This is a genomic window from Nocardioides sp. Soil796 (genome assembly GCF_001429525.1).
GTDB lineage: Bacteria > Actinomycetota > Actinomycetes > Propionibacteriales > Nocardioidaceae > Nocardioides.
In genome coordinates, this window is sequence record NZ_LMSQ01000017.1 from 150,890 (window position 1) to 173,191 (window position 22,302).

21 protein-coding genes and 1 pseudogene are annotated in these 22,302 nt (G+C 69.9%); 10 read left to right on the forward strand and 12 right to left on the reverse strand.

What is annotated here, in order from left to right; all coding sequences use genetic code 11:
* Nucleotides 1–53: 53 nt before the first annotated feature.
* The 3 genes from ASH02_RS07705 to ASH02_RS07715 form a co-directional block, all read right to left on the reverse strand.
* The gene (locus tag ASH02_RS07705; protein ID WP_082599674.1) at nt 54–1,703 is read right to left on the reverse strand and encodes an MFS transporter; all 1,650 of its coding nucleotides are present in this window, start codon (nt 1,701–1,703) and stop codon (nt 54–56) included.
* 76 nt (nt 1,704–1,779) lie between these two features.
* Nucleotides 1,780–2,376, reverse strand: a complete 597-nt coding sequence (locus ASH02_RS07710; RefSeq protein WP_057294530.1) for a TetR/AcrR family transcriptional regulator — start codon at nt 2,374–2,376, stop codon at nt 1,780–1,782.
* Nucleotides 2,377–2,489: 113 nt separating this feature from the next.
* On the reverse strand, nt 2,490–3,110 hold the full coding sequence (locus tag ASH02_RS07715; RefSeq protein WP_057294531.1) for an alpha/beta hydrolase: 621 nt from the start codon (nt 3,108–3,110) through the stop codon (nt 2,490–2,492).
* 111 nt (nt 3,111–3,221) lie between these two features.
* Between ASH02_RS07715 and ligA the strand changes: the two genes are divergently transcribed.
* Together ligA and ASH02_RS07725 are read left to right on the forward strand one after the other, a co-directional pair.
* Nucleotides 3,222–5,330: an NAD-dependent DNA ligase LigA gene (gene ligA / locus ASH02_RS07720; protein WP_057294532.1), complete on the forward strand. Its 2,109-nt coding sequence runs from the start codon at nt 3,222–3,224 to the stop codon at nt 5,328–5,330.
* A complete protein-coding gene (locus ASH02_RS07725) occupies nt 5,327–5,875 on the forward strand; it encodes a chloramphenicol phosphotransferase CPT family protein (protein WP_200959106.1) in 549 nt (182 codons plus the stop codon). The genes ligA and ASH02_RS07725 overlap by 4 nt, the downstream gene beginning before the upstream one ends.
* On the opposite strand, the gene ASH02_RS07730 is transcribed toward ASH02_RS07725, so the two are convergent.
* The 4 genes from ASH02_RS07730 to ASH02_RS07745 form a co-directional block, all read right to left on the reverse strand.
* Entirely contained in the window at nt 5,876–6,766 is an 891-nt protein-coding gene (locus ASH02_RS07730) for an SGNH/GDSL hydrolase family protein (protein ID WP_057294533.1), read from the reverse strand.
* Entirely contained in the window at nt 6,763–8,133 is a 1,371-nt protein-coding gene (locus tag ASH02_RS07735; protein WP_057294534.1) for a mycothione reductase, read from the reverse strand. Before ASH02_RS07735 ends, ASH02_RS07730 begins: the two co-directional genes overlap by 4 nt.
* A gap of 64 nt (nt 8,134–8,197) precedes the next feature.
* Nucleotides 8,198–9,343, reverse strand: a complete 1,146-nt coding sequence (locus ASH02_RS07740; protein WP_056675942.1) for a YncE family protein — start codon at nt 9,341–9,343, stop codon at nt 8,198–8,200.
* The gene (locus ASH02_RS07745) at nt 9,336–9,854 is read right to left on the reverse strand and encodes a SigE family RNA polymerase sigma factor (RefSeq protein WP_056675943.1); all 519 of its coding nucleotides are present in this window, start codon (nt 9,852–9,854) and stop codon (nt 9,336–9,338) included. Before ASH02_RS07745 ends, ASH02_RS07740 begins: the two co-directional genes overlap by 8 nt.
* Nucleotides 9,855–9,938: 84 nt before the next feature.
* Here ASH02_RS07745 and gatC point away from each other — a divergent pair, with 84 nt between their 5' ends.
* From gatC to ASH02_RS07765, 4 genes are all read left to right on the forward strand, one after another.
* Nucleotides 9,939–10,283: an Asp-tRNA(Asn)/Glu-tRNA(Gln) amidotransferase subunit GatC gene (gene gatC / locus ASH02_RS07750; protein ID WP_056675946.1), complete on the forward strand. Its 345-nt coding sequence runs from the start codon at nt 9,939–9,941 to the stop codon at nt 10,281–10,283.
* Entirely contained in the window at nt 10,280–11,860 is a 1,581-nt protein-coding gene (gene gatA, locus ASH02_RS07755; protein WP_082620833.1) for an Asp-tRNA(Asn)/Glu-tRNA(Gln) amidotransferase subunit GatA, read from the forward strand. The genes gatC and gatA overlap by 4 nt, the downstream gene beginning before the upstream one ends.
* Entirely contained in the window at nt 11,857–13,356 is a 1,500-nt protein-coding gene (gatB, locus tag ASH02_RS07760; protein WP_056675950.1) for an Asp-tRNA(Asn)/Glu-tRNA(Gln) amidotransferase subunit GatB, read from the forward strand. The genes gatA and gatB overlap by 4 nt, the downstream gene beginning before the upstream one ends.
* Nucleotides 13,357–13,521: 165 nt before the next feature.
* Complete coding sequence (locus ASH02_RS07765) at nt 13,522–14,031, forward strand: DinB family protein (RefSeq protein ID WP_057294535.1); 510 nt, start codon at nt 13,522–13,524, stop codon at nt 14,029–14,031.
* Between the two features lie 51 nt (nt 14,032–14,082).
* Here ASH02_RS07765 and ASH02_RS25585 read toward each other — a convergent pair.
* From ASH02_RS25585 to ASH02_RS07785, 5 genes and pseudogenes are all read right to left on the reverse strand, one after another.
* A pseudogene (locus tag ASH02_RS25585) lies at nt 14,083–14,283 on the reverse strand (ISL3 family transposase); the annotation flags it as partial.
* A gap of 162 nt (nt 14,284–14,445) precedes the next feature.
* Nucleotides 14,446–15,591 (reverse strand): PQQ-dependent sugar dehydrogenase, encoded by a 1,146-nt coding sequence (locus tag ASH02_RS07770; protein ID WP_057294536.1) that lies wholly within the window; start codon nt 15,589–15,591, stop codon nt 14,446–14,448.
* 43 nt (nt 15,592–15,634) lie between these two features.
* Nucleotides 15,635–16,561, reverse strand: coding sequence for an alpha/beta fold hydrolase (locus ASH02_RS07775; RefSeq protein ID WP_057294537.1), 927 nt, complete (start codon nt 16,559–16,561; stop codon nt 15,635–15,637).
* 54 nt (nt 16,562–16,615) lie between these two features.
* On the reverse strand, nt 16,616–16,798 hold the full coding sequence (locus ASH02_RS07780) for a hypothetical protein (protein ID WP_056675963.1): 183 nt from the start codon (nt 16,796–16,798) through the stop codon (nt 16,616–16,618).
* 113 nt (nt 16,799–16,911) lie between these two features.
* Nucleotides 16,912–17,799 (reverse strand): EamA family transporter, encoded by an 888-nt coding sequence (locus ASH02_RS07785; RefSeq protein ID WP_082563488.1) that lies wholly within the window; start codon nt 17,797–17,799, stop codon nt 16,912–16,914.
* Here ASH02_RS07785 and ASH02_RS07790 point away from each other — a divergent pair.
* The 4 genes from ASH02_RS07790 to ASH02_RS07805 all read left to right on the forward strand — a co-directional run bounded on the left by ASH02_RS07790 (nt 17,798) and on the right by ASH02_RS07805 (nt 22,189).
* A complete protein-coding gene (locus ASH02_RS07790) occupies nt 17,798–18,883 on the forward strand; it encodes a WD40/YVTN/BNR-like repeat-containing protein (protein WP_057294538.1) in 1,086 nt (361 codons plus the stop codon). The two genes, ASH02_RS07785 and ASH02_RS07790, sit on opposite strands and share 2 nt — an antisense overlap.
* A gap of 81 nt (nt 18,884–18,964) precedes the next feature.
* Nucleotides 18,965–19,426: an SRPBCC family protein gene (locus ASH02_RS07795; protein ID WP_056675969.1), complete on the forward strand. Its 462-nt coding sequence runs from the start codon at nt 18,965–18,967 to the stop codon at nt 19,424–19,426.
* Nucleotides 19,427–19,494: 68 nt separating this feature from the next.
* The gene (ilvD, locus tag ASH02_RS07800) at nt 19,495–21,177 is read left to right on the forward strand and encodes a dihydroxy-acid dehydratase (protein WP_056675972.1); all 1,683 of its coding nucleotides are present in this window, start codon (nt 19,495–19,497) and stop codon (nt 21,175–21,177) included.
* A 109-nt stretch (nt 21,178–21,286) separates the two neighbouring features.
* Entirely contained in the window at nt 21,287–22,189 is a 903-nt protein-coding gene (locus ASH02_RS07805) for a hypothetical protein (RefSeq protein WP_057294539.1), read from the forward strand.
* Nucleotides 22,190–22,302: the final 113 nt, after the last annotated feature.

Here is a 22,302-nt window from a genome sequence, read left to right on the forward strand (position 1 = left end):
GCCGGGCGGGAGACTTACTCCCGACCGGCCCGTTCGTGACTTGGTGAAGATGATCAGCCGACGTGGACCTGGGCTTCGGGGCCGTCGGTGGCGAGCTCCTCGTGCTTGACGTCGAGGAAGAGCCAGATGATGACCGAGGCGGTCAGCATCATTGCGGCACCCACAAGGAACGCGGTGGTCGCACCGTCGGTGAAGGCGCCGAGGTAGGTCAGCTGACCCATGGTCTCCTCGAACTTCGCCGGGCTGAGCTTCTCCTGCAGGCCGGCGTCCATCGCGGCCTTGGTCAGGCCGGGTGCGATCTCCTCGCCGGTGTTGCGGGTGAAGTGCAGCGAGACCGTTGCGAGGACGGCCAGGCCCAGCGCACCGCCCACCTGCTGCATGGTGTTCAGGACGCCCGAGCCGACGCCGGAGTCCTGGGCCCGCAGGTGGTGCACGGCGGTCAGGGTCAGCGGCACGAAGACCATGCCCATGCCGAGGGCCATCAGGAACACGTACGGCAGGATCTGGGTCCAGTAGTTCACGTCCGCGCCTACCGCGTCACCGGAGAGTGCGCCGAGCAGGTTGCTCGGGGACTCGTCGACGCTGAGCCGGGAGAACCCGAACAGTGCGGCGGCGGCGACCAGTGAACCGGTGCCGGCCAGGATGCGCGGGTCGACGCGGCTGATCAGGCTCGACGCGGCCGTGGCCGAGATGATCATGCCGACCGAGAACGGCAGGAACGCGAAGCCGGCGTGCAGCGGGCTGTAGCCCACGACGTTCTGGATGAAGAGGCTGAGGAAGAAGAACATCGCGAACATGGCGGCCGGCAGGATCATCATCGCGATGAAGCTGACCGCGCGGGTCCGGTGGGCGAAGACGCGCACCGGGAGCAACGGGTGCTCGACACGCGACTCGATCACGGCGAAGAACACCAGGAGGGCGACACCGGCAGCAAGGCTGGCGATGGTCCACTCGTTGCCCCAGCCGTAGCGCTCGTCGCCGGCGCGGCTGAAGCCGTAGACCAGACCGAGCAGGCCGAAGGTTCCGGTGATCGCACCGGGGATGTCGAGCCAACCCTCGTGCTTCTCGGACTCCTCGAAGAAGCGCGGGGCCAGGCCCGCCGCGACCAGGCCGATCGGCACGTTGATCAGGAAGGTCAGGCGCCATCCGTCGACGCCGAGGGGCTGGTCGAGACCGGTGAGCCATCCACCGAGGATCAGGCCGACGGCCGCACCGATGCCGGACATGGCGGCGTAGACCGCGAAGGCGCGGTTGCGCTGCGGGCCGGCCGGGAACGTGGTGGTGATCAGCGCGAGGGCGGCGGGGGAGGCCATTGCGGCCCCGACACCCTGGAGGGCACGGGACGAGAGCAGCAGCGGCTCGGTCCAGGCGATGCCGCCGAGCAGCGAGGCGATCGCGAAGACCACGACGCCGACCATGAAGATGCGACGACGACCGTAGAGGTCACCGAGTCGGCCACCGAGCAGCAGCAGGCCACCGAAGGCCAGTGCGTAGCCGGTGACGATCCAGGTCAGGTTCGCCTCGTTGATGTGGAGGTCCTCGCCGATGAACGGGAGGGCGATGTTGGCGATGGTGCTGTCGAGCACCACCATCAGTTGGGCCAGGGAGATCAGCACGAGGGCCCAGGCCAGACGCTTCTTCTCGGCCTTGGAGACCGGCGGCGGGACCTCGGGTAGCGCCTCGGACAGGGACTTTTCGGACATGGTGGATCCAATCTCGGGTTTCGAGCGGTCGGGAGGTCGACGGCCCGTGGTGACGGACCGTTCTGTGGTGCGGAACTCAGCGCCGGCAGGCCGGCACGATGATCTGGTCGATGACCGAGGTGATCAGCTCGGGCGTCGGGGCGTCGCCGAGGAGGAACGTCCGGTGAAGGACGATCGCGGCGAGGGCCGGGGCGATGATGTCGATGTCGAGGTCGTCACGGATCTCGCCTCGCTCTCGCGCCCGGTCGTAGATGATGCGGTTGGCGGCCACCTTGGGCCCGATGAAGCGCTCGCGGAACGCCGCGGCGAACTCCGGGTCACGGTTGATCGCGGTGAGGACACTGGCGAGGATGCCGATCGGCTTCTCGTCGGACAGCCCGCCCATGGCACAGCTGACCTGGACCAGGTCGTCGCGCAGGCTTCCGGTGTCGGGGATGTCGGGGTGTTGCTTCTCGGCGATCAAGGCGTCGATCACCAGGGCGGCCTTGCTGGACCAACGTCGGTAGAGGGTGGCCTTGCTCGCCTTGGCCCTGGTGGCCACGGCGTCCATGGTCAGCCGGTCGTAGCCGACGTCGCAGAGCACCGACAGGGTCGCCTCGAGGATCTCCTGCTCACGGTCGCCCTCGATGCGGGGCCGTGGGCTGGAGACCTCGGACTGGCCGGTCGGTGTCATGTGTTTCCTTCGCGTTCTCGGATGGAACGAAACTGTTTCGTTTCATCAATGTAGAACCCAACCGCGACCGGCGTCCAATCAATTCCCGGATCCGGAAAGAATTTTTCTGTCCGTCACGAAAAGAACTTCAGGGACCTCGTGATCGCGAAGTCGTTCCACTGGGGAATGCGCTTGAACATGTAGTGCCCGACCGGCCCCATGTCGTGCATCTCGACCGAGGAGGCGACGTCCCGCGCCCGGCGTACGAACGCGGCGGTGGCCTTGGGGCTGGTGATCCGGTCGCGGCTGCCGTGGGCCGCCGCGAGGTGCTTGTCGGCCAGCGTGGCCACGGGGTCGTGCTTCTCGAACCACGGCGCCAACGCGACCACGCCGACCACCTGCGGGTGGTCGGCGACGTGCACGGCGGTGCGCGCGCCCATCGAGTGCCCCAGCAGGACGATCGGTACGTCGCCCAGTGCCCGGACGACCTGCTCGACGGCCCACCGCGCGTCGGGGACCGGGGAGGGCGCGTGCACGTCGTTCCAGCCTCGGTGCTGGTAGCGCAGCAACCAGGTGCCGACGCCCTCGTCGTGCGCCCGCGGCGTGATCGACTTCTGCATCGCGTGCGAGCGGCGCCAGGACGTGCTGCGCCAGTCGACCGGCATGAACGAGTGCTGCTTGCCGCCGTGCAGCATCAGGATCACGCCACGACCGCCGTTGGGTGCGTCGTACCGCGTGAGGGTGGGCTCGTGCACGCAGGGTTCCTCTCATGGGGCGTGGTCCGATGTTCGCACGTGGTCTTCGGAGCGGAAGGGCGGATCGGATGGCCTCTCCCGACTGTGGGCGCGACACGGCAAGATGTGCCCATGAGTTCTTCCGAGGTCTCCTCCGCGACCCCCGAGGCCCGTGACCGCCACCGACTGCTGTCCGAGCAGGTCGAGGACGCCCGCTGGCGTTACTACGTGCTCGACGACCCGACGTTGTCCGACGCCGACTTCGACGTACGCCTGCGCGAGCTGGAGGCGCTCGAGGACGAGTTCCCCGAGCTGCGCACGCCCGACTCGCCCACCCAGAAGGTCGGGGGAGCGGTGTCGACGGAGTTCACCGCCGTCGACCACCTCCAGCGCATGGAGAGCCTCGACAATGCGTTCTCCTACGACGAGCTCGAGGCGTGGCACGCCCGGCTGGTGCGCGACGGGGTCGAGAAACCGGCGCTGCTGTGCGAGCTGAAGGTCGACGGGCTCGCGATCAACATCCTCTACGAGAAGGGCCGCCTGGTGCGGGCGCTGACCCGTGGCGACGGGCGCACCGGTGAAGACGTCACGCCCAACGTCAAGACCATCGACTCGATCCCGCACCGGCTCACCGGCACCGACGAGTTCCCGGTGCCCGACCTGGTCGAGGTGCGCGGCGAGGTGTTCCTGCCGGTCGAGGCGTTCGAGCGGCTCAACGACGCGATGCGCGACCAGGGCAAGCCGCCGTTCGCCAACCCGCGCAATGCGGCGGCCGGTTCGCTGCGCCAGAAGAACCCCAAGGTCACCGCGACCCGCGCGCTCGGCATGGTCTGCCACGGCATCGGCGCCCGCGAGGGCTTCTCGCCGACCGCGCAGTCCCAGGCGTACGACGCCCTGAAGGCGTGGGGCCTGCCCACGTCTCCGAGGGTCCGGGTGCTGCCCGACCTCAAGGCCGTGCGCAGCTTCATCGAGGAGTACGGCGAGCACCGGCACGAGGTCGAGCACGAGATCGACGGCGTCGTGGTCAAGGTCGACGAGGTGTCCCTGCAGCGTCGACTGGGCTCGACCAGCCGCGCGCCCCGATGGGCGATCGCCTTCAAGTACCCACCCGAGGAGGTCAACGCCAAGCTGCTCTCCATCGAGGTCAACACCGGCCGCACGGGCCGGGTCACGCCGTTCGGGGTGATGGAGCCCACCAAGGTGGCCGGGTCGACCGTCGAACGGGCCACCCTGCACAACGGCCACGAGGTCAAGCGCAAGGACGTCCGCCCCGGCGACACGGTGATCCTGCGCAAGGCCGGCGACGTGATCCCCGAGATCGTCGGTCCGGTGCTGGCACTGCGGCCCGAGGGCCTGGCCGAATGGGTGATGCCCACCGAGTGCCCGGCCTGCGGCACCGAGCTGGTGCAGCAACGCGAGGGCGACAAGGACATGCGCTGCCCCAACCACCGCTCGTGCCCGGCACAGCTGCTCGACCGGGTCTTCCACGTCGCCGGGCGCGGCGCGTTCGACATCGAGGGGCTCGGCTCCGAGGCCGCCGCTGCCCTGCTCGAGGCGAAGGTGATCCATGACGAGGGCGACCTCTTCGCCCTCACCGCCGACGACCTGATGCAGGCTTCCCTGTTCACCCGTGCCCCGAAGAAGGACGAGGCCGGCCCTCAGCTGAGCGCCAATGGCCAACGCCTGTTGGCGAATCTCGACACCGCCAAGGACGTCCCGCTGTGGCGGGTGCTGGTCGCACTCTCGATCCGCAACGTCGGCCCGACGGCCGCGCGTGGCCTGGCCACCCAGTTCGGATCGCTCCAGGCGGTGCGTGACGCCTCCGAGGAGGTGCTCGCCGACACCGAGGGCGTCGGGCCCACGATCGCCTCGTCGGTGCGCGCCTGGTTCGACGGTGAGGGCTCCGACTGGCACACCGCCATCGTCGACAAGTGGGCCGCCGCCGGCGTCACCATGCAGGACGAGCGCGACGAGTCCGTCGAGCGCACCCTCGAGGGGCTCTCGATCGTGGTCACCGGCTCGCTGGAGAAGTTCAGCCGCGACCAGGCCAAGGAGGCGATCCTGGCCCGCGGCGGCAAGGCGTCGTCGTCGGTGTCGAAGAAGACCGCGTTCGCGGTGATCGGCGAGGCCGCGGGCTCCAAGGCCGACAAGGCGGCCGAGCTCGGCGTACCCATCCTCGACGAGGCAGGCTTCGAGGTGCTGCTGGCCCAGGGGCCCGACGCGGCCCGCGAGCTGGCATGACCCGTACGCCGCCGCAGGTGCTGGTGCTCAACGGCGGTTCGAGCTCCGGGAAGACCACGCTGGCCAGGTTGTTGCAAGAGACCCTGCCGGGCACCTGGCTCCGGCTCGGTGTCGACACGCTCGTCGACGCCGCGCCGCCGCGGTTGCTCTCCGGCTACGGGCTGGTGCTCGAGCCGGACGGCGGTGTGGTCGTGGGCGACGACTTCGTCGCGGTGGAGCAGCAGTGGCGCACCGGCATCGCGGCCATGGTGCGGGCCGGCGCGCGGGTGATCGTCGAGGACAACTTCGTCAGCGGCCCCGCCGGTCAGCAAGGGTGGCACTCGGCGCTGTCGGGACTGTCGGTCGGCTGGGTCGGTGTGCGCTGCGACGCGGCCGTCGTCGCCGCACGCGAGGCCGCCAGGGGCGACCGCACGCCGGGCATGGCCGCGGCGCAGGCCGAGTCCGTGCACGACGGCATCACCTACGACCTCGAGGTCGACACCGGGAGAGCGTCGACGGAGGCGCTGGTCCAGACGATCCGCGAACGTTTTTTCGCCCGCGGCTGATCAGCCCTCGAGGGCGGCCAGCACCTTCGCGGCGGCGGCCTCCTGCTCCTCGACGAACGGGTGGTACGCCGCGCCGCGCTCCGGGTCGTGGTGCTGACCGTTGATCCACGGGTCGTCGGCGCAGATGTCGTGGCCGGCGGTCGCCTTCCACAGGTCGACGTACGTCGTCTCGGTGGCCCGCGCCACCTCGTCCAGCATCTCGGTGAGCGCCTTGTTGACCATCCGGCCGTAGGGGTAGTCGCCATCCGCGAGGGGGAGCAGGTCCGGGCAGGTGCCTGTCGCCGGCACGATCTGCGGGTAGCCGACCAGCAGCACCTTCGCCTCGGGGGCCGACTGCTGGATCTGGCGCACCACGGAGACCATGCGTCCGCGCGTGGCGGCGATGCTGGTGAGCAGCTTGTCCTTGCCCCGCACGTTCATCGCCTCCTCGCACGGCGAGCCGGTGGGGTCCTGGTTGCGCACGAACGCGCACTGGCCGACGAGGGTGAAGAACAGGTTGAACTCATTGCCGCCCAGGCCGAGGGTCACGACGTCGGTGTCGGAGGTGACCGCGTCGAGCTGTGCCTTGATGGCGGGGTACTGCGGCCGCGTCATGTCTGCGGTGTCGGCGCCGGCGCAGGTGACGTCGACGAACGTGTCGGGCTTCCACTCCTTCGCCACCAGTGACGGGTAGTTGTGGGTCGAGCGCAGGCATCCGTCGTCGTCCTTCGACGACGGCACCGCCGGTGCCGCGGAGTAGGAGTCACCCAGCGCGACATAGCGCACCGACGGGGTGTCGACGTCGCCGATGTCGGTCGCCGCGTCGCCGCCGCACCCGGCGAGCAGGAGCATCGGGAGCAGGGCAAGGGCCAGGGCGGCCCTGTGCCGGACGGTCGGGTGCGGAGCGGTCACCGGAGGTCGAGTCCCAGCAGCGCGTTCTCGAGGACCTCGGCCATCGCGGGGTGGATCCAGTACTGCCCGCGCGCCATGTCGCGTGCCCCCAGGCCGAACGACAGCGCCTGGATCGCCGGCTGGATCAGGGTCGAGGCGTCCGGCCCCATGATGTGCGCGCCGAGCAGCAGGCCGGTGTCGCGGTCGGCGATCACCTTGCAGATGCCGGTGGTGTCCTCCATCGCCCAGCCGTACGCCGTGTCGCCGTACGCCCGCACGCTGGTGGAGACGCGGTGCCCGGCGTCGAGTGCCTCGGCCTCGGTGAGCCCCACGCCGGCCATCTGCGGGTGGCTGAAGATCGCCGACGGCACGAACCGGTGGTCGAACGGCCTCAGCTCGTCGGGGTGGGCCAGGTTGTGCGCGATCGTGCGCGCCTCGTGGTTGGCCACGTGCTTGAGCTGGTGCGGCGAGGAGATGTCGCCCAGCGCCCACACCCCGGGTGAGGTGGTGCGCCCGAACTCGTCGACCACGATGCGACCGTCGTCGTGGAGCTCGATGCCGGTGCCGGCCAGGTCGAGACGGTCACTGTTGGGTCGACGACCGGTGGCGACCAGGAGCATCTCGGCCTCGAGGGTGGTGCCGTCGTCGAGGCCGAGCCGGAGCCCGCCGTCGTCCACCGACGCGGTCGTGACGGTGCGGCCCAGGTGGACGTTCCACTGCTTGGTGGCCAGCTCGGTGAACCCGGCGCTGATCTCGGCGTCGGTTCGGCGTACGAGGGCGTCGCCGCGCACCACGAGGGTGACCTCGACGCCCAGCGCGGAGAAGATGTGTGCGAACTCGGCGGCGATGAAGCCGCCGCCGACGATGGTGAGGGTGCGCGGGAGCGTCTCGATGCGCATGATCGTGTCGCTGGTCTCGAAGGGCACCCCGGACTCCGCGATCTCGGTCGGGATGACCGGGCGTCCGCCGGCGGCGATCACGACCTGGTCGGCAGTGACCTCCTCGACGTGGTCGCCGAGGTCCACGGCGAGCGTGCGGTCACCGGTGAAGGTGGCGTGGCCCTCGAGGACCGTGGTGTTGGCGCCGTCGACGCGACCCTGGCGGGCTTCGGCGGAGTTCGGGTCGATGCGGCCGAAGATGCGGTCACGGATGTCGGCCCAGCGCACACCGTCCAGGGACGCGTCGATGCCGAACCGGCCCGCGTCGCGGATCCAGTTGGCGACGTCGGCGGTGTGCACGAACATCTTGGTCGGGATGCAGCCCACGTTGAGGCAGGTGCCGCCGAAGAGGTTCTCCTCGATGATCGCGAACTGCTTGTCGCGCAGCGAGCGGTTGGCGAGGAAATTGCCGGAGCCGGCACCGATGACGGCGATGTCGTAGCGAGCCATGGGCCCAGCATAGGAGCGGGGCCATGGACCTGAATCCGGTCCATGGCCCCGTCCGTCTCGAGCGTCAGGACTCGTAGGCGTTGCCCGCGATCTTGATCTCGCCCTTTCCGCTGGCCTGCTCGTCGGTGGTGCAGGACCCGGTACTGGCATCGCAGACGGTCACCTCGGTGCGGGTGACCTTGACCAGGTGGCCGTCGGGGGACCAGCCGAAGTCCCAGGGCTGCTGGTCGAACGAGACGTGCTCGCCGGTCGCCACGTCGTACACGTCGAAGCCCGGGTCGGCCGGACCCATCTGGCCGTTCTCGTCGAGCTCCTCCTCCGCGACGACCTTCAGGTAGCGGCCGTCGGGGGAGAGCTCACCGAAGTGGTGGCCCTCGGGCAGGTCGATCTGCAGGAGCCTCTCGCCGGAGGCCAGGTCGACGACCTCCATGCTGGTGCTGTAGTCCGTGGTCAGTGCGTGACCGCCGGTGGCCTCGGGCATGGTCGCCTTGTCGAGCCCCTCGGCGACGCTCGCCTCACCGGTTCCGAGGTCGATGGCCAGCGTGGCGTCGTCCATCCCGACGTACGCGGTGTCACCGGCCAGTCCGACCGGCGGTGCCTCCCAGCCGCCCCAGCTGAACGAGCCCTCGAACGGGATGCGCTTCACCTCGGTGTTGGTGCTGATGTCGACGACCACCAGTTCCCAGGCGCCCTGCTGGCCGTCGGCGTAGACCATCGTCTGGGTGTGCGGGTCGGTGGCCGGCACCCGGTCCCCGAGGTCGAGATCGAGCGGCTGCACGTCACCGGTGGGGGTGACCAGCGCATAGTGAGAGGGCCCGGAGTCGTCGGTCCACGGCGTCTTGCCGGTGCGGACCACGACGCCCTCGGAGGTGTAGTAGAGCGCCTTCACCTTCTCCTCGAGCGTGATCGGTCCGTTGCCGGGGTCGCCGAAGTAGACGGTGCTGCCCACGGCGTACGCGCCGCCGCGCAGGTAGCGCTCGGTCGCGGAGACGGGAGCGTCGCTGGTGCGGTCACCGCCACCGGGACCGTCTGCCAGCAGGGCGGCACCGCCGCCGATGACACCGAGTACGGCGGCCGCGGCGACCAGGCTCGTGGCTCGGCGGCGACGCCGGATCGAACGGCCCTTGGCGAGCACCGGTCCGGTGGGAGCGGAGGGGATGTCGAGGAGGTCGGCCTCGTCGTGCAGCAGGTGTGAGAGTCGTTCAGTCATTGGAGGCTCCAGTGGTGAGCGGGATGACTGCGTCGCCGAGCAGGACGCGCAGTCGGGAGAGGGCGGCCGAGGTCTGGCTCTTGACCGTTCCCTCGGAGCAGTCGAGGATTCGCGCGGTCTCTGACACGGCGAGGTCCTCGTAGTAGCGCAGCACGATCACGGCCCGTTGGCCCTTGGGCAGGAGCTTCAACGCGTCCAGCACTGCCGGGCGGTGGGACGGGTCGGTCTCGGCGCCGGACTCGGGCAGTACGTCGGTCGGCACCTCGTTGCGCCAGCCCTTCTTGCGGAACCACGAGGCGGCGGTGTTCATCAGCGCCTTGCGGGCATAGCCGTGGGCCGCGTCCAGGGAGCGGACGTTGCGCCACGACGCATAGGTGTTGGCGAGCGCCGTCTGGACCAGGTCCTCCGCGGTCGCGTGGTCGCCGATCAGCAGGTAGGCCGTGCGGTAGAGCCGCGGCCAGACGCCGTGCACGAACTCTGCGTAGTCTGCGTCGGATGGTGGTCGTGCCATGTGTCCTCCCGAAGTGATTGTCACCCCGCTAGACGCGGTGACCCGGGATTCGGTTGGGAGTGGTTCGGCCATAGGATCGGGCTCATGCCTGAGATTCCTGGATCGAGTAGCCCGCGAGGCACGAGTGGTCGTATCGAGATTTCACGTGACGAGGTCGCGCATCTTGCCGATCTCGCCCGGATCGACCTGTCCGACGCCGAGCTGGAGCACCTCGCACCGCAGCTGTCGGTGATCCTCGAGTCCGTTGCCTCCATCGCCGAGGTCGCCGCCGACGAGATCCCGCCGACCTCCCACGCGCTGCCGCTGACCAACGTGTTCCGCGACGACGTCGTGACGCCCGGGCTGACCGCCGAGCAGGCGCTGGCCATGGCCCCGGCGTCCGAGGGGCAGCGCTTCTCGGTGCCGCGCATCCTGGGGGAGGAAGCATGACCGACTACCTCCGCGCCTCCGCCGCCGACCTGGTCGCCGCCCTCGAGGCCGGCGAGACCACGTCCGTCGCGCTGACCGAGCTGTTCCTCGACCGCATCGAGGCCGTCGACAGTGCGGTCCACGCGTTCCTCCACGTCGACCGTGAGGGAGCGCTGGCCCAGGCCGCCGCCTCCGACGCCCGTCGTGCCGCCGGCGCCCCCGCCTCGGTCCTCGACGGCGTGCCGATCGCGGTCAAGGACGTGCTGGCCACCGAGGGCCTGCCCACGACCTGTGGCTCGAAGATCCTCGAGGGCTGGATCCCGCCGTACGACGCCACGGTGGTGACCCGCCTCAAGGAGGCCGGCCTGCCGATCCTGGGCAAGACCAACATGGACGAGTTCGCGATGGGTTCGTCGACCGAGCACTCGGCGTACGGCCCGACGCGCAACCCGTGGGACCTCGACCGCATCCCCGGCGGCTCCGGCGGTGGCTCGGCCGCTGCGGTGGCCGCCTTCGAGGCGCCGCTGGCGATCGGCACCGACACCGGCGGCTCGATCCGCCAGCCCGGTGCGGTCACCGGCACCGTCGGCGTGAAGCCGACGTACGGCGGGGTGTCGCGCTACGGCCTCGTGGCGATGGCCAACTCACTCGACCAGGCCGGCCCGGTCTCGCGCACCGTGCTCGACTCTGCCCTGCTGCACGAGGTGATCGGCGGTCACGACCCGCGCGACTCCACCTCGATCAACGAGCCGGTGGGTGCACTCGCCGAGGCCGCCCGTCAGGGTGCGTCCGGAGACCTGAGTGGGCTCCGCGTCGGCGTCATCAAGGAGCTCGGAGGCGAGGGCTACCAGGCAGGCGTCGAGGCCAGCTTCCGGGAGTCGCTCGACCTGCTCGTCTCGGCCGGCGCCGAGCTGGTGGAGGTCTCCTGCCCGAGCTTCGTGCACGCCTTGGCGGCGTACTACCTGATCATGCCGTCGGAGGCGTCCTCCAACCTGGCGAAGTTCGACGCGATGCGTTACGGCCTGCGGGTCGTGCCCGATGGCGACCCGTCGGCCGAGGACGTCATGCGCGCCTCGCGTGACGCCGGGTTCGGCGACGAGGTCAAGCGTCGCATCATCCTCGGCACCTACGCCCTGTCGAGCGGCTACTACGACGCCTACTACGGGCAGGCGCAGAAGGTGCGCACGCTGATCAGCCGCGACTTCGAGGCCGCGTTCGAGAAGGCCGACGTGCTGGTCTCGCCGACCGCGCCGACCACGGCGTTCAAGCTGGGGGAGAAGCTCGACGACCCGCTGGCGATGTACCTCAACGACCTCGCCACGATCCCCGCCAACCTGGCCGGTGTCCCGGGCATCTCGCTGCCCAGCGGCCTGGCCTCCGAGGACGGCCTGCCCGCCGGGTTCCAGGTGCTGGCACCGGCCCTGGCCGACGACCGGCTCTACCGCGTGGGTGCTGCCCTCGAGACGTTGCTGGAGAAGAAGTGGGGCGGCCCGTTGCTGGCGCAGGCCCCCAGTCTCGACACGGGTCCCGGTGGTCGAGTAGGGCGCTCTGCGCCCGTATCGAGACCTCCCTACTCGACCACCGGAGAAATGGCATGAGCACCGACACGTTGCTGTCCTTCGAGGAGTCCCTCGAGAAGTTCGACCCGGCGATGGGCCTCGAGGTCCACGTCGAGCTGAACACCAACACCAAGATGTTCTGCGGCTGCCCGGCCGTGTTCGGCGGAGAGCCCAACAGCCAGGTCTGCCCGACCTGCCTGGGCCTGCCCGGCGCGATGCCGGTGGTCAATGCCAAGGCCGTCGAGTCGGCGATGCGCATCGGCCTCGCGCTGAACTGCGAGATCGCCGAGTGGTGCCGTTTCGCGCGCAAGAACTACTTCTACCCGGACATGCCGAAGAACTTCCAGACCTCGCAGTACGACGAGCCGATCGCGTTCGAGGGTTACCTCGACGTCGAGCTCGAGGGGGGCGAGATCGTGCGCGTCGAGATCGAGCGCGCTCACATGGAGGAGGACACCGGCAAGTCGCTGCACGTCGGTGGAGCCACCGGGCGCATCCACGGCGCCGACCACTCGCTGGTCGACTACAACCGGGCCGGCATCCCCCTGATCGAGATCGTCACCAAGCCGATCATGGGCTCACGGGAGAAGGCCCCCGAGGTGGCCAAGGCGTACGTCGCGCAGCTGCGTGAGCTGATCGTGGCCCTGGGTGTCTCCGATGCCCGCATGGACCAGGGCTCGATCCGCGCCGACGTGAACCTGTCGCTGGCCCCGGTCGGCACCGGCTCGTTGGGCACCCGCACCGAGACGAAGAACGTGAACTCGCTGCGCTCGGTCGAGCGTGCGGTCCGCTACGAGATGCAGCGTCACGCCGCGATCCTCGACGGGGGTGGCTCGATCCTGCAGGAGACCCGGCACTGGCACGAGGACACCGGCGTCACGACCAGCGGTCGCCCGAAGTCCGACGCCGACGACTACCGCTACTTCCCCGAGCCCGACCTGGTGCCGGTGGCGCCGTCGCGTGAGTGGGTCGAGGAGCTCAAGGGCACCCTGCCCGAGCTGCCCCGCGAGAAGCGCGGCCGCCTGCAGAAGGAGTGGGGCTTCTCCGACCTCGAGATGCGCGACACCGTCGGTGCCGGAGCGCTCGGGCTGGTCGAGGAGACCATCGCCGCCGGTGCCTCACCGCAGTCGGCGCGCAAGTGGTGGCTCTCCGAGCTGGCCCGCCGTGCCAACGACTCGGGCCAGGAGATCGCCGATCTGGGCGTGACACCTGCCGACGTTGCCGCCGTACAAGCCCTGGTGGACGCCGGCTCGCTCAACGACAAGCTGGCCCGCCAGGTCTTCGACGGCCTGATCGCCGGCGAGGGCACGCCTGCCGAGATCGTCGCCGCCCGTGGCCTCGCCATCGTCTCCGACGACGGTGCCCTGGGTGCCGCGGTCGACAAGGCGATCGAGGCCAACCCCGACGTCGCCGACAAGATCCGCGACGGCAAGGTCGCCGCCGCCGGTGCTCTCATCGGCGCGGTGATGAAGGAGATGCGCGGTCAGGCCGACGCCGGCCGGGTCCGCGAGCTCATCATCGAGAAGCTCACCTGACCAACCGTGGGTTCTTGATGCGCGAACCGTGCATCCTTGCGTCGCCAACCGTGGGTTCTTGATTTCAGGCTCTTCACAATCGAGGGTGTAGTTGGGGTCGGAAGCCGCCGAAGAGCCCAAAAATAGCCCCGGTGCGAGGGTCGGCCCGCGTGCTATGTTCCGGCCATGACTAGACCGGGTGAGATCCTCGGCAGCGTGGTCGCCGCCAGCGAGCGCGAGCAGCTCGAGACGTTCCTGGATTATCTGCGCGACGCCGTCGTGCGCAAGGCCCGCGGGGTGTCGGAGGAGGACGCCCGGCGCAGCCCGGTGCCGACCGGCACCAACCTCGGCGGCCTGATCAAACACCTGCGGTGGGTGGAACTGGGCGGGTTCGCCGAGCAGATCGGGCAGATCCCCGCCGCGGAGCTGCCCACGCCGCCGTGGACCGACGCAAACCCGGAGGCCGACCTGCGGCTGGAGCCGAACGAGAAGCTCGACGACGTCATCGCCGCCTACCAGGCGGAGTGCGACCGCTCCCGCGAGATCGCCGCCCAGCACAGCCTCGACTACGCCGTCACCACACCGCGGGGCAGGGAACTGACGTGGATGTACCTGCACGTGATCGTGGAGACCGCCCGGCACGCGGGCCACGCGGACATCCTGCGCGAGATGATCGACGGCAGCGTCGGCGACTGACGGCTCGCGGCGCGTCGTCGGTCCGTGTTCCGGGTCGTCGGAGGCGGCGTTACAACGGTGTCGGCGGAGGCTGACCTCCAACACCGTGGGCCGCCACCCGAACGGCTCGTGCGCCAACCGCCGGACCACCGTGTCCTTGGCCGCGCCAGGGCATCCGGAGCGACGACACCATCTGTCGGGCTCGACAACCCGGCACCGGAGAATCGCCCGGTCGGGCTCCAACCGCTGCCCGAGCACTTCGAGCCCGAGATCATGGTCACCCCAATCCTCGGGAGACCTCGACCCCTACCCGGCCACCGACGCGCCGACCGGACTACACCCTCAGCTGCGAAGAGCCTGATTTCAGCACATCAAGAACCCACGGTTGGGCGCGCAACAACCCACGGTTCGCGCATCGAAAGCACGCGGCTCGCGTCAGGAGGGGGAGACGACGAGGATGCGGTCGTCGGCCTCGGCCGGATCACCGCGACCGTCACGGTTGGACGTGGTGAGCCACAGGTTGCCGTCGGGAGCGAGTACGACGGTGCGCAGCCGGCCGTACTTCCCGACGAAGAAGTCGGTCGGGTCGCTCGCGACACCGTCCTCGACCTTGACCCGCCACAGGCGTTCACCGCGCAGCGAGGCCATCCACAAGAAGCCGTCCGCCCAGGCCAGTCCCGAGGGTGAGGCGTCACTGGTGCGCCAGACCACCTGCGGGTCGGTGTAGTCGGGGGCGCCGCCGGATCCCTCGAAGAGCGGCCAGCCGTAGTTGGCGCCCTTCTCGATCCGGTTCAGCTCGTCGAAGGCCTGGGAGCCGAACTCGCTGGCCCACAGCCGGCGGTCGGAGTCGAAGGCCAGACCCTGCACGTTGCGGTGCCCGGTCGACCAGATCGGCGACGACGGGTCGGGGTTGCCCGGTGCCGGCTTGCCGTCGGGGGTGATCCGCAGGATTTTGCCGCCCAGTGCGTCCGGGTCCTGCGCCATGTCCTGGTCGCCGGTCTCGCCGGTGGAGACGTAGAGGTTGCCGTCGGGCCCGAACACCAGGCGGCCGCCGTCGTGGATGAACCCGTTGGGAATGCCGGTCAGGATCGGCTCGGTCGCTCCCAGCGTGCTCCCGTCGTACGACGCCCGCACCACCCTGTTGTCCGTCGGGGTCGAGACGTAGAAGTACAACGTGGAGTCGGTGGCGAAGTCGGGGGAGACCGCGACCCCGAGCAGCCCGGCCTCCTCGCGTGGATCGGCCTCGTCGATCACGCCGATCTCGCGGGTGCGTCCACTCGTGATCACCAGGACCCGCCGGGAGTCACGCTCGGTGACGACGGCGTCGCCGTTCGGCAGGAAGTCCAGGCCCCACGGGGCCTCCAGCCCGGTCGCGACCGTGTCGACGACGCGGACCCCGTCCGCCGACGCGGAGGGACGGGGCTTGCCGGTGAGCACGGGATCCGTCGGACCAGTCCCGGTCGATCCGTCGCCCGAAGGCTGGGCCGGCACCTGCGGCGTCGACTGCGGGTCGCCGTCGTCCTCGGAGGAACAGGCGGTCAACGCCACCGAAACCATCAGGAGCGACGCCACCAGCCTCATGTCAGAAGACTGTAGGGCACCTCGGTGTAACCCGGGCCGGGGGTCAGCGCACCCGGTCGAGGAACTCCAGGAGCAGTTCGTGGAAGCGCTCCGGCTGCTCCATCGCGATGAAGTGGCTGCCGACGAGTTCGACGTACGTCGCGCCCTCGATGCGCGCCGCGGCGCTGGCCATGTCGCGTGGGCCGGCGAGCAGGTCCCACTTGGCGGCGACGAACGCGGTCGGCACGTCGATCCGGCTGAGCGAGACCCGGCCGTGAGCGGCCGTGGTGAGCGCGAGGTGGAAGTACCAGTCGATCGGCGTGGTGAGGTACTCGCGGATCGCCTTCGCCGCGAGCTCCGGGTCGGCGACCGGGAACATGAAGCCGCTGTGGCTGACCAGGCTCACTGCCTTCTGCCCGATCGGCAGCCGCTTGGCGATCGGCGTGATCGCCTTGCCCGTTGCGGCGACCACGCGCGCCAGGTTGACCGTCAGGGCGCGCGCCACAGGCTTGGGAAGGTGCAGAGGAGCCAGCATCGTCGAGAAGGTCGCCCCGGGCACACCGGCGTACGCGAACAGCCCCGACACCCGCTCCGGGTGGCGTACGGCGAGCTCGAACATCGTGTTCACGCCCATCGACCAGCCCAGCAGCACGGCCTTGTCGAGGCCGACGTGGTCCATCACCGCGACGGCGTCCTCGACGAAATGCTCAATGCCGACGTGCTTGCGGTCGGCGGGACGTGCGGAGCCGCCGGTGCCGCGGTGGTTCCAGGACACGACGCGTACGCCGGACCCGGGCCGCAGCAACGACGGCGTGGTCCACGGGTTGGTGCCCAGGCCGTTGCAGAGCACGACCGTCGGGCCGTCGATCAGGCAGTCGGGGTCGTTGGTCCAGGCGCGCAGGAGCGTGCCGTCCGCGGACTCGACGTCGAAGAAGTAGACCGACGGGGTCGCGCTGTCGATCGTGCTTTCAGGTTGGGCGATGGCAGCCATGAGGAGGATTGTTCACCAGGCCGGCCCGCCCGTGCGGGAGATGTGACCGAGCCCTCAGCCGTGGGCGGCCACGACCCGGGTCGGATAGCGGGCGGCGAAGAACTCATCGACCTCGAGGACTTCGGCGCGGTGCTTCGCCAGGGTGGTGCAGGCGAGCATGGCGTTGCGGCGGGCGGTGGACTGGGACCGGACGGCCCAGTCGTCAAGCAGGTTCCGGACAGTGCGCAGGGGATTCATGATCCGCTCCAGGCGGCTCGATGGCGGGGACGACTCCCAACCTAGGCCTGCGGGGGCGACCCTTGCGTCAACGTCGTGTGACATCTGGGTGAACGAGCACGCGGCGGGGACCTTCAGTCCGGCACCGGCTCGTGGAGCTGCGCCCCGGACCGCGTGGCGCCGACACTTGCCGCGATCACGCAGGCCATCGCGACCCATTGCATCGGCTCCAGGAACTCCTGGAGGACGACGATCGCGGCGAGGGCCGCGGCGGCCGGCTCGAGGCTCATCATGATGCCGAACACGGCCGGGCGCAGGGAGCGCAGGGCGGCCAGCTCGAGGCTGTAGGGAACCACGGAGCTGAGCATGCCGACGGCGGCGCCGAGCAGGAGGATGTCACCGTGCAGCAGGTCGCCGACGCCACCACTCACGACGGCGGGCACCAGCAGTGCGGTCGCCACCGCGCTGGCCACGGCGAGGCCGTCGATGCCCGGCCAGCGTCGACCGGTGCTCGCGCTCAGCAGGATGTAGGACCCCCACGCGGCGCCCGCGAGCAGGGCGAACAGCACCCCGGCCAGGGTGACCCCGGTCGGCTGGAAGCCGAGCAGCAGCACGCCGGCTGCGGCCAGGCCGACCCAGACCAGGTCACGCGGCCGCCGGGAGCCGAACACCGCGATGGCCAGCGGTCCGACGAACTCGATCGTCACCGCCAACCCGAGCGGGATGCGCGCGAACGCCTGGTAGATCGACCAGTTCATCACCCCGAGGCTGAGCCCGAAGCCGAGCACGACCACCCAGTCCTCGCGTGAGCGACCGCGCAGGTCGGGCCGGGCGATGGCGAGGAACACGAGCGTGCTCGTCACCAGGCGGAGGAAGACCATGGCTGTGGGGTCGATCCGGTCGAACAGGCCCTTGGCCACGGCCGCGCCGAGCTGCACGGAGAGGATGCCGCCCAGCACCAGCCAGATTGCCCTGCGCATGCCTCTCCCCTCGAACGTGATCCGGTCGTAGGGTCGAAGCATGGCATCGACAGTGCTCCTCGTCGGAACCCGCAAGGGCCTCTGGATCGGTACGTCGGACGCGGCGCGCGTCGACTGGCAGTGGACCGGTCCCCACTTCGACATGGAGGAGGTCTACTCCTGCATGGTCGACACACGTGGCGACAACCCGCGTCTCCTGGTGGGTGCCTCGTCGAGCTGGACCGGCCCCCAGGTCTGGCGCTCCGACGACCTCGGCGCCTCGTGGCAGGAGACGCCCGGTGGCGCCGTACGCATGCCCGACGACATCGACGCCAGCGTCGAGCGGGTGTGGCAGCTGGTCCCCGGCACCCAACCGGGTGTCGTGTACGCCGGGACTGAGCCGGGCGCGGTGTTCAGGTCGACCGACGGCGGCGAGTCCTTCGAGCTGCTCCGGGGCCTGTGGAACCACCCGCACCGCACCCAGTGGGGCGAGGGTTTCGGCGGACAGGCCTTCCACACGATCCTTCCGCACCCGGCCGACCCACAGTCGCTGACCGTCGCCATCTCGACCGGCGGTGTCTACCAGACCGACGACGGCGGCGATACCTGGCAGCCCCGCAACGACGGCATCCGGGCCGAGTTCCTGCCCGAGGGGCAGCAGTACCCGGAGTTCGGCCAGTGCGTGCACAAGGTGGCCCGCCACCCGGACGCACCCGACCGGCTGTTCCTCCAGAACCACGGCGGCGTCTATCGCTCCGACGACCAGGGAGGCCGTTGGGAGTCCATCGCTGACGGGCTGCCGGCCGACTTCGGGTTCCCGATGGTCGTGCACCCGCACGACCCGGAGACGATCTTCGTCTTCCCGATCCAGGGCGGCGACGCGCGTTACCCGGTGGACGCGAAGGCGCGGGTCTGGCGCTCCACCGACGCCGGCGCGTCCTGGCAGGAGCTGGGCACCGGCCTGCCCGAGGGCTTCTTCGTGGCGGTCATGCGCGACGCGATGGACGCCGACAGCCACGATCCGGCGGGCCTCTACTTCGGCGGTCGCAACGGCGGAGTCTTCGCCTCCGCGGACGCGGGGGAGACCTGGCGCGAGATCGTGCAGAACCTCCCCGACGTGATGGTGGTCCGCGCCGCGACCCTGTGAGTCCCTCCCCGAAAGGGTCGTGCTCGCGCGTTCTTTCTGACACGATCCCTTGCGTTGGGAACATGTGTGAGGGGTTGGACGATGTCCGAGTTCAAGGTTGAGCGCTCAACCGTGGTGGTGGCCGATCCGCCGAGGATCCACGGGCTGATCAACGATTTCCGTCAATGGCAGGGCTGGTCGCCGTGGGAGGGACTCGACCCCGACCTCGACCGGACCTACTCAGGGCCGGAGAGCGGCGAGGGCTCCCACTACGCCTGGTCCGGCAACAAGCGGGCCGGCAGCGGCACCATGGTGATCACCGCCTCGGAACCCGACCGGATCGGGGTGGCGCTGAGGTTCCTCAAGCCGTGGAAGGCGACCAACGCCGTCACCTTCACACTGCGCCCGGTGGCGGCCGGAACCGAGGTGACCTGGGCGATGCAGGGTGAGCAGAAGGGCCTGATGGGCCTGGTCGGTCGGGTCATCCCGATGGACAAGCTGGTCGGCAAGGACTTCGAGAAGGGCCTGGCCAACCTCAAGGCACGCGCCGAAGAGCCGGCCTGAGTCACCAGACGCGGCGCCGGGCTGAGACACCCCGCCCGGCGCCGAGCCCCGCGGATTAGGCTCGGGGCATGACCGACGCACCTGACATGAAGCCCCGCAGCCGCGACGTCACCGACGGACTGGAGAAGGCCGCTGCCCGCGGCATGCTCCGTGCCGTGGGCATGGGCGACGACGACTGGGTCAAGCCTCAGATCGGTGTCGCCTCGTCGTGGAACGAGATCACCCCCTGCAACCTCTCGCTGGACCGGCTGGCCAAGGCCGCAAAGAAGGGTGTCCACGCGGCCGGCGGCTTCCCGCTCGAGTTCGGCACCATCTCCGTCTCCGACGGCATCTCGATGGGCCACGAAGGCATGCACTTCTCGCTCGTCTCCCGCGAGGTGATCGCCGACTCCGTGGAGACGGTGATGATGGCCGAGCGCCTCGACGGCTCCGTGCTGCTGGCCGGCTGCGACAAGTCACTGCCCGGCATGCTGATGGCCGCGGCCCGCCTCGACCTTGCCTCGGTCTTCCTGTACGCCGGGTCGACGCTGCCCGGCCAGATCGACGGCAAGGACGTCACCATCATCGACGCGTTCGAGGCCGTCGGTGCCTGCCTGGCCGGCAAGATCACCCGCGCGGAGGTCGACCGTGTCGAGAAGGCGATCTGTCCCGGTGAGGGTGCCTGTGGCGGCATGTACACCGCGAACACGATGGCCTCCGTGGGTGAGGCGCTCGGCATGTCCCTGCCCGGCTCCGCTGCTCCGCCGGCGCCCGACCGCCGCCGCGACACCTTCGCGATCAAGTCGGGCGAGGCCGTCGTCGAGATGCTGCGCCAGGGCCTCACCGCCCGCGACATCATGACCATGGACGCCTTCGAGAACGCCATCGCCGTCGTGATGGCGCTCGGCGGCTCCACCAACGCTGTGCTCCACCTGCTGGCGATCGCCCGCGAGGCCGACGTCGACCTCACCATCGACGACTTCAACCGCATCGGCGACAAGGTCCCGCACCTGGCCGACCTCAAGCCGTTCGGCAAGTACGTCATGACCGACGTCGACCGGGTCGGTGGCATCCCGATGGTGATGAAGGCGCTGCTCGACGCCGGCCTCATGCACGGCGACGCGATGACCGTCACCGGCAAGACGCTCGCCGAGAACCTCGAGTCGATCGCCCCGCCGGCCCTCGACGGCGACGTCATCCACACCATGGACAACGCGATTCACAAGTCCGGTGGCCTGACCATCCTGAAGGGGTCGCTGGCCCCCGAGGGTGCGGTCGTGAAGAGCGCCGGCTTCGACAACGACGTCTTCACCGGCACGGCCCGGGTCTTCGACGGCGAGCGCGCGGCACTCGACGCGTTGACGCAGGGCACGATCGTGGCCAACGACGTGGTCGTGATCCGCTACGAGGGCCCCAAGGGCGGCCCGGGCATGCGCGAGATGCTCGCCATCACCGGTGCCATCAAGGGCGCCGGCCTCGGCAAGGACGTCCTGCTGATTACCGACGGTCGTTTCTCCGGCGGTACGACGGGCCTGTGTGTCGGGCACATCGCGCCCGAGGCCGTGGATGCCGGTCCGATCGCGTTCGTCCGCGACGGTGACCAGATCACCCTCGACGTGGCCAACCGCCTGCTCGAGGTGGAGATTGACGACGCCGAGCTCGAGAAGCGCAAGGTGGGCTGGGAGCCCAACCCGCCGAAGTACACCCGCGGCGTCCTCGGCAAGTACGCCAAGACGGTGCAGTCCGCGGCGCACGGAGCCGTCACCAGCTGACTCAGCGGTCGTCCTGTGCGGTGCTGTTGACGCTTCGTCCGTGGCACAACGCGTGTGGAGCGACCGTGACCCCGCGTTGCATCGGGTGGGGAGGGTGTAGGAATGGCCCATGGAGCGAGAGCCGGGACGACTGGTGCGGCACCTGCCCACCGGTGAGGAGGGCACCGCGTTCCCGGTGTTCCGCGACCACCACGTCCACCTCGGCCTCGTCGGGTACGACGCACTGTCCGACGGCGGCATCGGTGCCGTGGTGGATCTCGGCTGGTCGCCGGACATCGTCGACCTCGCCGATGCCGCCAGGATCCCGGTGGCGTACGCCGGCTGCTTCCTGACCGCGCCCGGTGGCTATCCGAGTGACCGCGCCTGGGCGCCGGAGGGCAGCACCCGGGCCGTGGCCGACCCGTCGCAGGCCGCGGCCGCCGTGGCGGAGCAGGTCGACCTGGGTGCCTCGCTGGTCAAGGTGGTGCTCAACAACGAGGCCGGGCCGGTGCTGGACACCGCCACGCTGGCCGCGGTGGTCGACGCGTCGCCGGTTCCGGTGGTCGCCCACGTGCAGGGGCCCGGCATGCTCCAGGTCGCACTCGACGCCGGGGTCGCCGTACTCGCGCACACGCCCTGGACCGAGCGGGCGTCCGACGACGAGATCGCCCGGGCGGCCCGTAGCCAGCGGTGGATCAGCACGCTCGACATCCACGGCTACGGCACGTCCTCCCCGGAACAGGACACGGCCGTGGACAACCTGAGTCGCTTCCACGCGGCCGGGGGAGAGGTGCTCTACGGCACCGACCTCGGCAACGGCGACCTGCCGGTCGGACTCAACGAACGTGAGCTGGCGCTGCTCGTCCGGGCCGGGCTGCGCCCGAGGGCCCTGGTCCACGCGCTGGTCGCGCCGTTCGCCGGACCAGCGGTGAGCGATCGCCTCAGCTTCGTGCCGGGAGGCCCCGGCCACGACGCGGCCGCCTGGCTGTCGCGAGCCAGGGTGGTGGCCGCTGACGAGACGGCTGCGGGGTGAGCCGGATCCGGCGCCACACGCGGCGGGCGGCGACTGGACGCGGACGACACCGGGCCGCCAGAGTGTCCGGTGACCGGATGGATGTGACCGATTGACGAGAACATGGAGGCCCC